This is a genomic window from Citrobacter sp. T1.2D-1 (genome assembly GCF_950098555.1).
Taxonomy (GTDB): domain Bacteria; phylum Pseudomonadota; class Gammaproteobacteria; order Enterobacterales; family Enterobacteriaceae; genus Citrobacter_A; species Citrobacter_A telavivensis.
Genome location: NZ_CATNHH010000011.1, coordinates 14,089 through 28,824, shown reverse-complemented (window position 1 = coordinate 28,824; position 14,736 = coordinate 14,089). Strand labels below are relative to the sequence as shown.

Sequence of the window (14,736 nt, the reverse complement as noted above, 5' to 3'; positions counted from 1 at the left end):
GTACCGCTAAATCCTTTCAGGGACTATAAACGCGTTATGTTGTCTGCAACTCAACCAGTAAGCGAAAATTTGCCTGCACATGGCTGTCGTCATGTCGCGATCATTATGGATGGCAATGGTCGCTGGGCGAAAAAGCAAGGGAAGATTCGCGCATTTGGGCATAAGGCCGGAGCGAAATCCGTCCGCCGGGCCGTCTCTTTTGCTGCCAACAATGGTATTGATGCGTTAACGCTGTATGCCTTTAGTAGTGAAAACTGGAACCGACCGGCGCAGGAAGTGAGTGCGTTAATGGAGTTATTTGTGTGGGCGCTTGATAGTGAAGTTAAAAGCCTGCATCGCCATAACGTCCGCCTGCGCATTATTGGCGACACCAGTCGATTTAACGCGCGTTTGCAAGAACGTATTCGTAAGTCTGAAGCGATTACCGCCCAGAATACCGGGTTGACGCTGAATATTGCGGCGAATTACGGCGGACGTTGGGATATTGTCCAGGGAGTCAGACAGCTGGCAGAACAGGTGCAGGAAGGTTTACTGCGGCCTGAGCAGATTGATGAAGACATGCTCAATCAACAAATCTGTATGCATGAGCTGGCTCCGGTGGATTTAGTAATTAGGACTGGGGGAGAGCATCGAATAAGTAACTTTTTGCTTTGGCAAATCGCCTATGCCGAACTTTACTTTACAGATGTTCTCTGGCCCGATTTCGATGAACAAGACTTTGAAGGTGCGCTGCATGCCTTTGCTAATCGAGAGCGTCGTTTCGGCGGCACCGAGCCCGGTGATGATAAAGCCTGATGGGGGTCGCTTTTGCTGAAGTATCGCCTGATTTCTGCTTTCGTTTTAATACCCGTGGTCATCGCGGCGCTGTTTCTGTTGCCGCCGGTGGGGTTCGCCATTGTGACGTTGGTTGTTTGTATGCTGGCCGCGTGGGAATGGGGACAGTTAAGCGGTTTTGCCACGCGCACGCAACGCGTCTGGCTGGCGGTGCTGTGCGGGTTGTTGCTCGCACTGATGCTGTTTCTGCTGCCGGAATATCATCATAATATTCATCAGCCGTGGGTCGAGGCCTCGCTGTGGGCGTCGTTGGGCTGGTGGATTGTTGCGTTAGTGCTGGTGTTTTTTTATCCTGGCTCGGCGACTCTCTGGCGCAATTCGAAGACATTACGCATAATTTTTGGCGTGCTGACGATCGTTCCCTTCTTTTGGGGAATGCTGGCGCTGCGTGCCTGGCACTACGACGAGAATCATTACAGTGGCGCAATATGGCTACTCTATGTCATGATCCTGGTCTGGGGAGCGGACTCCGGGGCGTATATGTTTGGCAAACTGTTTGGCAAGCATAAACTGGCACCAAAAGTGTCGCCGGGGAAAACCTGGCAGGGCTTTTTTGGTGGCCTTGCCACGGCAGCTGTCATCTCCTGGGGTTACGGCATGTGGGCGAATCTGGATGTTGCGCCTGTCACCTTATTAATCTGTTCTATTGTCGCCGCGCTGGCCTCCGTGCTGGGCGATCTGACTGAGAGCATGTTTAAGCGTGAAGCGGGAATTAAAGACAGCGGTCATTTGATTCCAGGACACGGTGGTATTCTGGACCGTATTGATAGCCTGACGGCGGCAGTGCCGGTCTTTGCTTGCCTGTTGTTACTGGTATTCAAAACGCTTTAACGGAAGGTTTTATGCTGAGTATTCTCTGGAATCTGGCTGCATTCATTGTCGCACTGGGTGTGCTGATCACCGTGCATGAATTTGGTCATTTCTGGGTTGCCCGGCGCTGCGGTGTCCGTGTTGAGCGCTTTTCCATTGGATTTGGTAAAGCGCTCTGGCGCCGTACCGATCGGTCTGGGACCGAATATGTCATCGCCCTGATCCCTCTGGGCGGCTATGTCAAAATGCTGGATGAGCGCGCGGAACCGGTGATCCCGGAGTTGCGTCACCACGCTTTCAACAATAAAACCGTTGGCCAGCGCGCAGCAATCATTGCAGCCGGTCCGGTTGCCAATTTCCTCTTTGCCATCTTCGCTTACTGGCTGGTGTTTATCATCGGCGTCCCCGGTGTTCGTCCGGTTGTTGGTGAAATAACGCCCAACTCGATTGCCGCCCAGGCGCAAATTATTCCAGGCACGGAACTTAAAGCCGTTGATGGCATCGAAACCCCTGATTGGGATGCAGTGCGTTTACAGTTGGTCGCAAAAATTGGCGATGAACAGACGACAATCAGCGTGGCGCCTTTCGGCAGCAACCAGCGACAGGAAAAAACGCTGGATTTGCGGCAGTGGGCATTTGAGCCTGATAAGGAAGATCCTGTATCTTCTTTAGGGATTCGACCGCGCGGACCGCAGATTGAACCGGTGCTGTCAGAAGTCCAGCCGCAGTCCGCCGCAAGTAAGGCGGGTTTGCAAGCAGGCGACAGGATCGTTAAAGTCGATGGTCAACCGCTAACGCAATGGATGACGTTCGTGACCCTGGTGCGCGATAATCCAGGTCAGCCGTTAGCGCTGGAGATTGAAAGACAGGGGAGCGCCTTGTCTTTAACATTAATTCCGGATTCGAAATCGGGTAATGGGAAGGCAGAAGGTTTTGCCGGCGTTGTGCCGAAAATCATTCCTCTGCCGGATGAGTACAAGACAGTACGCCAGTATGGGCCGTTCAGCGCCATTGCACAGGCCACGGATAAAACGTGGCAGTTGATGAAGCTGACGGTCAGTATGCTGGGAAAATTGATAACCGGTGATGTGAAACTGAACAACCTCAGTGGGCCGATTTCTATCGCTCAGGGGGCTGGGATGTCAGCGGAGTTCGGGGTGATTTATTATCTGATGTTCCTTGCGCTGATTAGCGTGAACTTAGGGATAATCAACCTGTTTCCGTTGCCCGTTCTTGACGGGGGGCATCTGCTGTTCCTGGCGATTGAAAAGCTTAAGGGCGGACCGGTATCCGAGCGGGTTCAAGACTTTAGTTATCGCATTGGCTCGATATTGCTGGTGCTGTTAATGGGGCTTGCACTTTTCAATGATTTCTCTCGGTTGTAAGAGAGATAGTTAGGAAGAACGCATAATAACGATGGCGATGAAAAAGTTGCTCATAGCGTCGCTGCTGTTTAGCAGCGCGACCGTATACGGTGCTGAAGGGTTCGTAGTGAAGGACATTCATTTCGAAGGCCTGCAGCGTGTCGCCGTTGGTGCGGCCCTCCTCAGTATGCCGGTGCGCACAGGCGACACGGTTAATGATGAAGATATCAGTAATACCATTCGCGCACTGTTTGCCACTGGCAACTTTGAGGATGTTCGTGTCCTTCGCGATGGCGATACGCTTCTGGTTCAGGTAAAAGAACGTCCGACTATTGCCAGCATCACCTTCTCCGGTAACAAATCGGTGAAAGATGACATGCTGAAGCAAAACCTCGAGGCTTCTGGCGTGCGTGTTGGCGAATCTCTGGATCGCACCACCATTGCCGATATCGAGAAAGGTCTGGAAGACTTCTACTATAGCGTCGGTAAATACAGTGCCAGTGTGAAAGCGGTTGTCACACCACTGCCGCGCAACCGTGTTGACCTTAAACTGGTGTTCCAGGAAGGGGTATCGGCGAAGATCCAGCAGATCAACATCGTCGGTAACCATGCCTTCAGCACGGATGAACTGATCTCTCACTTCCAGTTGCGTGATGAAGTCCCGTGGTGGAACGTCGTTGGCGATCGCAAATACCAGAAGCAGAAACTGGCGGGTGACCTTGAAACCCTGCGCAGCTACTATCTGGATCGCGGTTACGCACGTTTCAACATCGATTCAACGCAGGTCAGCCTGACCCCGGATAAGAAAGGGATCTACATTACCGTGAACATCACGGAAGGCGAGCAGTATAAGCTTTCTGGCGTTCAGGTAACGGGGAACCTGGCGGGGCACTCAGCGGAGATAGAAAGCCTGACGAAAATTGAGCCGGGCGAACTCTATAACGGCACCAAAGTGACCAAAATGGAAGATGATATTAAAAAGCTTCTGGGTCGCTATGGCTATGCTTATCCGCGCGTTCAGTCACAGCCTGAAATCAACGACGCTGACAAAACCGTTAAACTGCGCGTAAACGTCGATGCGGGTAACCGTTTCTACGTGCGTAAGATCCGTTTTGAAGGTAACGATACGTCCAAAGATGCCGTCCTGCGTCGCGAAATGCGTCAGATGGAAGGGGCATGGCTGGGCAGCGATATGGTTGATCAGGGTAAAGAGCGTCTGAACCGTCTGGGTTACTTTGAAACGGTCGACACCGACACGCAGCGTGTTCCGGGCAGCCCGGACCAGGTTGATGTGGTCTATAAGGTGAAAGAGCGTAACACCGGTAGCTTCAACTTCGGTGTCGGTTACGGTACGGAAAGCGGCGTAAGCTTCCAGGCGGGTGTTCAGCAGGATAACTGGCTGGGTACGGGTTACGCGGTGGGGATTAACGGTACCAAGAACGATTACCAGACCTACAGTGAACTCTCCGTTACCAACCCGTACTTCACCGTTGATGGTGTGAGCCTGGGCGGTCGTATCTTCTATAACGACTTCGATGCGAACGATGCGGATCTGTCTGACTATACCAACAAAAGTTATGGTACAGACGTCACGCTGGGCTTCCCGGTCAACGAATACAACACGTTGCGTGCTGGCTTAGGGTATGTGCATAACTCCCTGTCTAACATGCAGCCGCAGGTCGCGATGTGGCGTTATTTGAACTCCGTGGGTGAATACCCGGATAACTCGAATGACCGTAACTCTTACAGTGCCAACGACTTCACCTTCAACTATGGTTGGACGTATAACAAGCTTGACCGTGGCTTCTTCCCGACGGAAGGGACCCGCGTCAACCTGAACGGTAAGGTGACCATTCCTGGCTCTGATAACGAGTTCTACAAAGCGACGCTGGATACCGCGACCTACGTACCGATCGACGACGATCACAAGTGGGTGGTCCTCGGTCGTACCCGTTGGGGCTACGGGGATGGAATCGGCGGTAAAGAGATGCCGTTCTATGAGAACTTCTATGCCGGTGGCTCCAGCACCGTGCGTGGCTTCCAGTCCAACACCATTGGTCCGAAAGCGGTCTATTTCCCATCCAGCAGTCGTCATGATGGCGATAGCGACTACAATAACGAATGTGAGAGCACTCAGTCAGCGCCGTGTAAATCGGATGATGCAGTGGGCGGTAACGCCATGGCTGTCGCCAGCCTGGAATTCATTACCCCAACACCGTTCATCAGCGATAAATACGCGAACTCGGTGCGTACCTCGTTCTTCTGGGATATGGGTACTGTCTGGGATACTAACTGGGATTCAAGTGCATATGCCGGTTATCCAGACTACAGTGATCCGAGCAATATCCGTATGTCTGCTGGTATCGCATTACAATGGATGTCCCCATTGGGGCCGTTGGTCTTCTCCTACGCCCAGCCGTTTAAGGATTACGATGGAGACAAAAAAGAGCAGTTCCAGTTTAACATTGGTAAAACCTGGTAATTGTTCTTCGCAAAGGAATGTAATGGTAGTGTAGCGATGACTTTAGGCGATCTTGCATGGGATCGCCTGGCCACGCAAAGAACTGTACCTTCGGGTGCAAATGGGATGGTAAGGAGTTTATTGTGAAAAAGTGGTTATTAGCGGCAGGTCTCGGTTTAGCAATGGTTACGTCTGCACAGGCTGCTGACAAAATTGCAATCGTCAACATGGGTAGCCTGTTCCAGCAGGTTGCGCAGAAGACCGGTGTTTCCAACACGTTGGAAAATGAGTTTAAAGGCCGCGCGAGCGAACTGCAGCGTATGGAATCCGATCTGCAATCTAAAATGCAGCGTCTGCAGTCCATGAAAGCGGGGAGCGATCGTACTAAGCTGGAAAAAGACGTGATGGCTCAGCGCCAGACCTTCTCTCAGAAAGCGCAGGCTTTTGAGCAGGATCGTGCACGTCGTTCCAACGAAGAACGTGGCAAACTGGTTACCCGTATCCAGACTGCTGTGAAATCTGTTGCCAGCAGCCAGAGCATCGATCTGGTCGTTGACGCGAACACCGTTGCTTACAACAGCAGCGACGTAAAAGACATCACTGCTGACGTACTGAAACAGGTTAAATAAGTAATGCCTTCAATTCGACTGGCTGATTTAGCAGAGCAGTTGGATGCAGAATTACACGGTGATGGCGATCTCGTCATCACCGGCGTTGCGTCCATGCAATCTGCGCAAACGGGTCACATCACGTTCATGGTGAATCCGAAATACCGTGAGCACCTGGCCTTATGCCAGGCGTCTGCCGTTGTCATGACGCAGGACGATCTTCCTTTTGCTAAGAGTGCTGCGCTGGTAGTGAAGAATCCCTACCTGACGTACGCGCGAATGGCGCAAATTTTAGATACCACGCCGCAGCCGGCACAGAACATTGCACCGAGTGCAGTGGTTGATGCGACGGCAACGCTGGGTAGCAATGTTTCAATTGGCGCGAATGCGGTGATTGAATCTGGCGTGGAGCTTGGCGATAACGTGGTTATCGGCGCGGGCTGCTTCGTCGGAAAAAATACGAAAATTGGGGCCGGTTCGCGCCTGTGGGCGAATGTATCGGTTTACCACGACATTCAGATCGGTGAGAATTGCCTGATCCAGTCCAGTACGGTCATTGGTGCTGACGGTTTTGGCTATGCCAACGATCGTGGCAATTGGGTGAAGATCCCGCAGTTAGGTCGCGTCATTATTGGCGATCGTGTGGAGATCGGCGCTTGTACTACCATCGACCGCGGTGCACTGGATGATACGGTGATCGGCAATGGGGTTATCATTGATAACCAGTGTCAGATTGCACATAACGTTGTGATTGGCGACAATACGGCGGTTGCCGGGGGCGTCATCATGGCGGGCAGCCTGAAGATTGGCCGTTACTGCATGATCGGCGGTGCCAGCGTAATCAACGGGCATATGGAAATATGCGACAAGGTTACCGTGACGGGCATGGGGATGGTGATGCGTCCCATCACTGAACCTGGCGTCTATTCCTCAGGCATTCCGCTGCAACCTAACAAAGTATGGCGTAAGACAGCCGCACTGGTGATGAATATTGATGATATGAGCAAGCGCCTCAAAGCCATTGAGCGCAAGGTTAATCAACAAGACTAAACTCTCACCCGGTCACACATACTTTACGGCCTGTCGGCATTCATACGATTGCGGCAGGCCGTGTTATTATTGGCTTTTAGTATATTTGGACAGGAAGAGTATTTTGACTACTAACACTCATACTCTGCATATTGAAGAGATTTTAGAACTTCTGCCGCACCGTTTTCCGTTTTTACTGGTTGACCGCGTGCTGGACTTTGAAGAAGGTCGTTTTCTGCGCGCAGTGAAAAATGTCTCCGTTAACGAGCCGTTTTTCCAGGGCCATTTCCCGGGTAAACCTATTTTCCCAGGCGTGCTGATTCTGGAAGCAATGGCACAGGCTACGGGTATTCTTGCGTTTAAAAGCGTAGGGAAACTGGAGCCAGGAGAACTCTACTATTTCGCGGGTATCGATGAAGCACGCTTTAAGCGTCCCGTAGTGCCAGGCGATCAGATGATCATGGAAGTCACTTTCGAGAAAACGCGCCGTGGCCTGACCCGCTTTAAAGGGGTTGCGCTGGTTGACGGTAAAGTAGTTTGCGAAGCAACGATGATGTGCGCTCGTAGTCGGGAGGCCTGATACGTGATTGATAAATCCGCCTTTATTCATCCAACCGCCATTGTGGAAGAAGGCGCCTCACTCGGCGCTAACGTTCACATTGGTCCTTTTTGCCTCGTTGGACCCCATGTTGAAATTGGTGAAGGTACCGTACTGAAGTCTCACGTTGTCGTGAATGGTCATACTAAAATTGGCCGCGATAACGAGATATATCAGTTCGCCTCCATCGGTGAAGTGAACCAGGATCTGAAATATGCGGGTGAACCGACCCGTGTGGAAATTGGCGATCGTAACCGCATTCGTGAAAGCGTTACCATTCATCGTGGTACAGTACAGGGCGGTGGATTGACGAAGGTGGGCAGCGATAACTTACTGATGATTAATGCCCACGTGGCACACGATTGCACAATAGGGGATCGCTGTATTCTGGCAAATAACGCCACGCTTGCGGGTCACGTTTCGCTGGATGATTACGTCATCATCGGTGGCATGACCGCAGTGCATCAGTTCTGCATTATTGGTGCACACGTGATGGTCGGTGGCTGTTCTGGCGTTGCTCAGGACGTTCCGCCGTACGTTATTGCTCAGGGCAACCACGCGACGCCGTTTGGCGTCAACATCGAAGGGTTGAAGCGTCGCGGATTTACCCGCGAAGCGATCACCGCTATCCGCAATGCTTACAAAGCGTTGTACCGTAGCGGCAAAACCCTGGAAGAAGTGAAACCGGAAATCGCTGAACTGGCGAAGCAGTATCCGGAAGTTCAGGCGTTCAGCGATTTCTTTGCCCGCTCAACGCGCGGACTGATTCGTTAATGGCTGAACAGCGCCCCTTAACGATTGCCCTGGTCGCCGGAGAAACCTCCGGCGATATTCTTGGTGCTGGCTTAATCCGGGCGCTGAAAGCGCGCGTACCTGATGCGCGTTTTGTCGGCGTCGCCGGCCCGCGCATGCAGGCTGAAGGCTGTGAAGCCTGGTATGAAATGGAAGAACTGGCGGTGATGGGCATTGTGGAAGTGCTTGGACGCCTGCGTCGTCTGCTGTATATCCGCGCCGATCTGACCCGTCGATTCACCGAGTTGCAGCCCGATGTTTTCGTCGGTATCGATGCACCCGATTTCAATATCACTCTCGAAGGGAATTTGAAAAAACAGGGCATCAAAACGATTCATTACGTCAGTCCGTCCGTCTGGGCGTGGCGACAGAAACGCGTTTTCAAAATAGGCAGATCCACCAACATGGTTCTGGCTTTTCTGCCTTTCGAAAAAGCGTTTTACGACAAGTTTAATGTACCGTGCCGTTTTATCGGTCACACGATGGCGGATGCCATGCCGCTGGACCCGGATAAAAACGCGGCGCGGGATGTGCTGGGTATTTCCCATGATGCCCACTGCCTGGCGTTATTGCCTGGTAGCCGTGGTGCAGAAGTCGAAATGTTGAGTGCCGATTTTTTAAAAACAGCACAACTGTTGCGACAGACATACCCTGACCTTGAAGTCGTGGTGCCATTGGTCAATGCCAAACGCCGCGAACAGTTTGAACGCATCAAGGCTGAGGTTGCACCCGATCTTCATGTTCACCTGCTGGATGGGATGGGACGCGAAGCGATGGTCGCCAGTGATGCAGCATTGCTGGCATCGGGCACCGCCGCGCTTGAGTGCATGCTGGCGAAATGCCCGATGGTAGTGGGATATCGCATGAAGCCCTTTACGTTCTGGCTGGCGAAGCGACTGGTGAAGACTGATTATGTCTCGCTGCCAAACCTGCTGGCGGGAAGGGAACTGGTGAAAGAGCTATTGCAGGAAGAGTGTGAGCCACAAAAGCTGGCTGAGGCGCTCCTCCCCTTGTTGGCCAACGGTAAAACCAGCCATGCGATGCATGATACTTTTCGCGAACTGCATCAGCAGATCCGCTGTAACGCCGATGAGCAGGCGGCGGATGCGGTCCTGGAGTTAGTACAATGATCGAATTTGTTTATCCGCACACGCAGTTAGTGGCGGGTGTGGATGAAGTCGGACGCGGTCCATTGGTCGGCGCGGTCGTCACTGCTGCCGTGATCCTCGACCCGGCGCGCCCGATTGTGGGTCTTAACGATTCCAAAAAATTATCTGAAAAGCGCCGTCTGGCGCTGTATGACGAAATCAAAGAAAAAGCGTTGAGCTGGAGCCTCGGTCGTGCAGAACCACACGAAATCGATGAGCTGAATATTCTCCACGCCACCATGCTGGCTATGCAGCGAGCGGTGGCGGGGTTACATATTGCGCCGGAATATGTGCTGATCGATGGCAATCGCTGTCCGGCATTGCCTGTGCCATCCCTGGCGGTGGTGAAGGGCGACAGTCGGGTGGCGGAAATCAGCGCCGCGTCTATTCTTGCAAAAGTCACGCGTGACGCCGAAATGGCCGAGCTGGATATCGTTTTCCCGCAATATGGTTTTGCCCAACACAAAGGGTATCCAACCGCTTTCCATCTGGAAAAACTGGCTGAACATGGCGCAACGGAGCATCACCGACGTAGTTTTGCTCCCGTTAAACGCGCACTGGGACTCGCGTCCTGATTCTTGTGTTGAAGGAATCTGAAGATGTCTGAACCTCGTTTCGTCCACCTGCGGGTGCACAGCGACTATTCCATGATCGATGGGCTGGCGAAAACCGGGCCGCTGGTGAAAAAGGCGGCCGCGTTAGGCATGCCTGCACTGGCGATCACCGATTTTACGAACCTCTGTGGTCTGGTGAAGTTCTACGGAGCGGGTCATGGCGCAGGGATTAAACCCATTGTTGGCGCTGACTTCCATGTTCAGAGTGAGCAGATGGGCGATGAACTCACGCATCTGACGGTACTCGCCGCGAATAACACCGGTTATCAAAATCTCACCCTGCTGATCTCCAAAGCCTATCAGCGCGGTTATGGTGCGGCGGGGCCGATCATCGACCGCGACTGGCTGATCGAGCTGAAAGAAGGGTTGATCCTGCTCTCCGGCGGCCGAATGGGTGACGTCGGGCGTAGCCTGCTGCGCGGCAATAGCGCGCTGGTGGAAGAGTGTGTCGCTTTCTACGAAGAGCACTTCCCGGACTGTTACTTCCTTGAGCTGATCCGTACCGGTCGACCGGATGAAGAGACCTATCTGCATGCGGCCGTTAAGTTGGCGGAATCGCGGGGGTTGCCGGTGGTGGCCACCAACGACGTGCGCTTTATCAACAGTGAAGACTTTGACGCGCATGAAATCCGCGTCGCCATTCACGATGGCTTTACACTCGACGATCCCAAGCGTCCGCGCAACTATTCGGCGCAGCAGTATATGCGCTCGGAAGAGGAGATGTGCGAGCTCTTCTCCGACATTCCGGAAGCGCTGGAAAACACCGTCGAAATTGCCAAACGCTGCAACGTAACGGTGCGTCTGGGCGAATACTTCCTGCCGCAGTTCCCGACCGGCGATATGACCACGGAAGATTTCCTGGTACAGAAATCGAAAGAGGGTCTGGAAGAGCGTCTGGAATTCTTGTTCCCGGATGAAGCCGAGCGGAAAGAGAAACGTCCGCCGTACGATGAACGCCTGGACATTGAGCTACAGGTGATCAACCAGATGGGGTTCCCAGGCTACTTCCTCATCGTGATGGAGTTTATCCAGTGGTCGAAAGACAACGGCGTGCCGGTAGGCCCTGGCCGTGGTTCCGGTGCGGGATCGCTGGTGGCCTATGCGCTGAAAATCACCGACCTCGATCCGCTGGAATTTGACCTGCTGTTCGAACGTTTCCTTAACCCGGAACGTGTCTCCATGCCTGACTTCGACGTTGACTTCTGTATGGAGAAACGCGACCAGGTGATTGAACACGTTGCGGACATGTACGGTCGTGATGCGGTATCGCAGATAATTACCTTCGGTACGATGGCGGCGAAAGCGGTTATTCGCGACGTGGGCCGTGTACTGGGCCATCCGTATGGTTTTGTCGACAGGATTTCGAAGCTGGTACCGCCTGATCCTGGGATGACGCTGGCGAAAGCCTTCGAAGCTGAACCGCAACTGCCAGAAATTTACGAGGCAGATGAAGAAGTTAAAGCGCTGATCGACATGGCGCGTAAGCTGGAAGGCGTGACCCGTAACGCCGGTAAACATGCCGGTGGGGTGGTTATCGCACCGACGAAAATCACCGATTTTGCGCCGCTGTACTGTGATGAACAGGGGCTGCATCCGGTTACCCAGTTTGATAAAAACGATGTGGAATATGCCGGCCTCGTGAAGTTCGACTTCCTCGGCCTGCGTACGCTCACCATCATCAACTGGGCGCTGGAGATGATCAACGCCCGCCGCGAGAAGCACGGCGAGCCGCCGCTGGATATTGCCGCTATCCCGCTGGACGACAAGAAAAGTTTCGATATGCTGCAACGCTCGGAAACTACGGCGGTCTTCCAGCTTGAATCCCGCGGCATGAAAGACCTGATTAAGCGTCTGCAGCCTGACTGCTTCGAAGATATGATAGCCCTGGTGGCCTTGTTCCGTCCGGGGCCGTTGCAGTCCGGGATGGTGGATAACTTCATCGACCGTAAGCACGGGCGTGAAGAGATTTCCTATCCTGACGTGCAGTGGCAACACGAAAGCCTGAAACCGGTACTGGAGCCGACCTACGGCATCATCCTGTATCAGGAACAGGTCATGCAGATTGCTCAGGTGCTCTCTGGCTATACCCTTGGCGGCGCGGACATGCTGCGTCGTGCGATGGGTAAGAAAAAGCCGGAAGAGATGGCCAAGCAGCGCGGCACCTTCGAAGAAGGGGCGATAAAGAACGGCGTTGACGGCGAACTGGCAATGAAAATCTTCGACCTGGTGGAGAAATTCGCCGGGTACGGATTTAACAAATCGCACTCTGCTGCCTACGCGCTGGTCTCTTACCAGACGCTGTGGCTGAAAGCACACTATCCTGCCGAGTTTATGGCGGCGGTCATGACCGCTGATATGGACAACACCGAGAAGGTGGTTGGACTGGTGGACGAATGCTGGCGCATGGGGCTGAAGATCCTGCCGCCCGATATCAACTCCGGGCTGTATCACTTCCACGTCAACGACGACGGCGAGATTGTTTACGGTATCGGCGCGATCAAAGGCGTGGGGGAAGGTCCGATCGAGGCGATCATTGAGGCGCGTAACAACGGCGGCTACTTCCGCGAGTTGTTCGATCTTTGCGCGCGCACCGATACCAAAAAGCTCAACCGTCGGGTGCTGGAAAAACTGATCATGTCCGGGGCGTTTGACAGGCTGGGGCCGCATCGCGCCGCACTGATGAACTCGCTGGGCGATGCGCTGAAAGCCGCCGACCAGCACGCGAAAGCGGAAGCGATTGGCCAGGCGGATATGTTCGGTGTGCTGGCAGAAGAGCCGGAGCAAATTGAACAGTCCTACGCCAGCTGCCAGCCGTGGCCGGAACAGGTGGTGTTAGATGGGGAACGTGAAACGTTGGGGCTGTACCTGACGGGTCACCCTATCAATCAGTATTTGAAAGAAATTGAGCGCTATGTCGGAGGCTACCGGCTGAAAGACATGCATCCGACAGAACGTGGTAAAGTGACCACGGCTGCGGGGCTCGTCATTGCCGCAAGGGTTATGGTCACCAAGCGCGGCAATCGTATCGGCATCTGTACGCTGGATGACCGTTCCGGACGTCTGGAGGTGATGTTATTTACCGACGCCCTGGATAAATACCAGCAATTGCTGGAAAAAGACCGCATACTTATCGTCAGCGGACAGGTCAGCTTTGATGACTTCAGCGGGGGGCTTAAAATGACCGCCCGCGAAGTGATGGATATTGACGAAGCCCGGGAAAAATATGCTCGCGGGCTTGCTATCTCGCTGACGGACAGGCAAATTGATGACCAGCTTTTAAACCGACTCCGTCAGTCTCTGGAACCCCACCGCTCGGGGACAATTCCAGTACATCTCTACTATCAGAGGGCGGATGCACGTGCGCGGTTGCGTTTTGGCGCAACGTGGCGTGTCTCTCCGAGCGATCGTTTGCTAAACGATCTCCGTGGCCTCATTGGTTCGGAGCAGGTGGAACTGGAGTTTGACTAATACAGGAATACTATGAGTCTGAATTTCCTTGATTTTGAACAGCCGATTGCAGAGCTGGAAGCAAAAATCGATTCTCTGACTGCGGTGAGCCGTCAGGACGAGAAACTGGATATTAACATCGATGAAGAAGTGCATCGCCTGCGTGAAAAGAGCGTAGAGCTGACGCGCAAAATCTTCGCCGATCTTGGCGCATGGCAGGTTGCCCAACTGGCACGCCATCCGCAGCGTCCTTACACCCTGGATTATGTTCGCCTGGCGTTTGATGAATTTGACGAACTGGCGGGCGATCGCGCCTATGCCGACGATAAAGCTATCGTCGGCGGCATCGCGCGTCTGGACGGTCGTCCGGTGATGATCATTGGTCATCAGAAAGGCCGCGAGACCAAAGAAAAAATCCGTCGTAACTTTGGTATGCCGGCGCCGGAAGGCTATCGTAAAGCGCTGCGTCTGATGGAAATGGCCGAGCGTTTCCACATGCCGATCATTACCTTTATCGACACGCCGGGTGCCTATCCAGGCGTCGGTGCGGAAGAGCGCGGTCAGTCTGAAGCTATCGCACGAAACCTGCGTGAAATGTCACGTCTGAGCGTTCCGGTTATCTGCACCGTGATCGGTGAAGGGGGATCCGGTGGCGCGCTGGCAATCGGCGTGGGTGACAAAGTGAATATGCTGCAATACAGCACCTATTCCGTGATCTCCCCGGAAGGCTGTGCGTCCATTCTGTGGAAAAGCGCGGACAAAGCGCCGTTGGCCGCTGAAGCAATGGGTATCGTCGCTCCGCGTCTGAAAGAGCTGAAGCTGATTGATTCCATCATCCCTGAACCACTGGGCGGTGCGCACCGCAACCCGGAAGTGATGGCGGCTTCGCTGAAAGCGCAACTGCTGGCCGATCTTGCCGATCTCGATGTACTGAGCACCGAAGATTTGAAAAACCGTCGCTATCAGCGTCTGATGAGCTACGGTTACGCATAAACGTTGACCATTCCGAAAAGGGCCACAAATTGTGGCCC

Annotated in this window: 12 protein-coding genes; all 12 read left to right on the top strand. The window is 53.6% G+C overall.

Annotated features, from left to right (window positions below):
- The first annotated feature begins 36 nt into the window (after window positions 1-36).
- The 12 genes from ispU (at window position 37) to accA (ending at window position 14,698) form a co-directional block, all read left to right on the top strand.
- Entirely contained in the window at window positions 37-795 is a 759-nt protein-coding gene (gene ispU / locus QQZ17_RS11225; protein WP_152405818.1) for a (2E,6E)-farnesyl-diphosphate-specific ditrans,polycis-undecaprenyl-diphosphate synthase, read from the top strand.
- 12 nt (window positions 796-807) lie between these two features.
- Window positions 808-1,665 carry a phosphatidate cytidylyltransferase gene (cdsA, locus tag QQZ17_RS11220; RefSeq protein ID WP_152405817.1) on the top strand — a complete coding sequence of 286 codons (858 nt, stop codon included), beginning with the start codon at window positions 808-810 and terminating at the stop codon, window positions 1,663-1,665.
- A gap of 11 nt (window positions 1,666-1,676) precedes the next feature.
- On the top strand, window positions 1,677-3,029 hold the full coding sequence (rseP, locus tag QQZ17_RS11215) for a sigma E protease regulator RseP (RefSeq protein ID WP_152405816.1): 1,353 nt from the start codon (window positions 1,677-1,679) through the stop codon (window positions 3,027-3,029).
- A 31-nt stretch (window positions 3,030-3,060) separates the two neighbouring features.
- Window positions 3,061-5,490 carry an outer membrane protein assembly factor BamA gene (gene bamA, locus QQZ17_RS11210; RefSeq protein WP_152405815.1) on the top strand — a complete coding sequence of 810 codons (2,430 nt, stop codon included), beginning with the start codon at window positions 3,061-3,063 and terminating at the stop codon, window positions 5,488-5,490.
- Between the two features lie 122 nt (window positions 5,491-5,612).
- Window positions 5,613-6,098 carry a molecular chaperone Skp gene (skp, locus tag QQZ17_RS11205; RefSeq protein WP_042323679.1) on the top strand — a complete coding sequence of 162 codons (486 nt, stop codon included), beginning with the start codon at window positions 5,613-5,615 and terminating at the stop codon, window positions 6,096-6,098.
- Window positions 6,099-6,101: 3 nt separating this feature from the next.
- Window positions 6,102-7,127, top strand: a complete 1,026-nt coding sequence (lpxD, locus tag QQZ17_RS11200; protein WP_042323678.1) for a UDP-3-O-(3-hydroxymyristoyl)glucosamine N-acyltransferase — start codon at window positions 6,102-6,104, stop codon at window positions 7,125-7,127.
- Between the two features lie 103 nt (window positions 7,128-7,230).
- Window positions 7,231-7,686: a 3-hydroxyacyl-ACP dehydratase FabZ gene (fabZ, locus tag QQZ17_RS11195; RefSeq protein ID WP_003018528.1), complete on the top strand. Its 456-nt coding sequence runs from the start codon at window positions 7,231-7,233 to the stop codon at window positions 7,684-7,686.
- 3 nt (window positions 7,687-7,689) lie between these two features.
- Complete coding sequence (gene lpxA / locus QQZ17_RS11190; protein ID WP_042323676.1) at window positions 7,690-8,478, top strand: acyl-ACP--UDP-N-acetylglucosamine O-acyltransferase; 789 nt, start codon at window positions 7,690-7,692, stop codon at window positions 8,476-8,478.
- The gene (gene lpxB, locus QQZ17_RS11185; protein ID WP_152405814.1) at window positions 8,478-9,626 is read left to right on the top strand and encodes a lipid-A-disaccharide synthase; all 1,149 of its coding nucleotides are present in this window, start codon (window positions 8,478-8,480) and stop codon (window positions 9,624-9,626) included. The genes lpxA and lpxB overlap by 1 nt, the downstream gene beginning before the upstream one ends.
- Complete coding sequence (rnhB, locus tag QQZ17_RS11180) at window positions 9,623-10,219, top strand: ribonuclease HII (RefSeq protein ID WP_152405813.1); 597 nt, start codon at window positions 9,623-9,625, stop codon at window positions 10,217-10,219. The genes lpxB and rnhB overlap by 4 nt, the downstream gene beginning before the upstream one ends.
- Before the next feature lie 24 nt (window positions 10,220-10,243).
- Window positions 10,244-13,726, top strand: a complete 3,483-nt coding sequence (dnaE, locus tag QQZ17_RS11175; RefSeq protein WP_152405812.1) for a DNA polymerase III subunit alpha — start codon at window positions 10,244-10,246, stop codon at window positions 13,724-13,726.
- A 12-nt stretch (window positions 13,727-13,738) separates the two neighbouring features.
- Window positions 13,739-14,698, top strand: a complete 960-nt coding sequence (accA, locus tag QQZ17_RS11170) for an acetyl-CoA carboxylase carboxyl transferase subunit alpha (RefSeq protein ID WP_046475834.1) — start codon at window positions 13,739-13,741, stop codon at window positions 14,696-14,698.
- The last annotated feature ends 38 nt before the right edge of the window (window positions 14,699-14,736 follow it).

Coding starts and splice junctions, on each gene's coding strand:
- ispU (WP_152405818.1), top strand. CDS start 37: ATGTTGTCTGCAACTCAACCAGTAAGCGAAAATTTGCCTGCACATGGC.
- rseP (WP_152405816.1), top strand. CDS start 1,677: ATGCTGAGTATTCTCTGGAATCTGGCTGCATTCATTGTCGCACTGGGT.
- bamA (WP_152405815.1), top strand. CDS start 3,061: ATGGCGATGAAAAAGTTGCTCATAGCGTCGCTGCTGTTTAGCAGCGCG.
- lpxD (WP_042323678.1), top strand. CDS start 6,102: ATGCCTTCAATTCGACTGGCTGATTTAGCAGAGCAGTTGGATGCAGAA.
- lpxB (WP_152405814.1), top strand. CDS start 8,478: ATGGCTGAACAGCGCCCCTTAACGATTGCCCTGGTCGCCGGAGAAACC.
- rnhB (WP_152405813.1), top strand. CDS start 9,623: ATGATCGAATTTGTTTATCCGCACACGCAGTTAGTGGCGGGTGTGGAT.
- dnaE (WP_152405812.1), top strand. CDS start 10,244: ATGTCTGAACCTCGTTTCGTCCACCTGCGGGTGCACAGCGACTATTCC.
- accA (WP_046475834.1), top strand. CDS start 13,739: ATGAGTCTGAATTTCCTTGATTTTGAACAGCCGATTGCAGAGCTGGAA.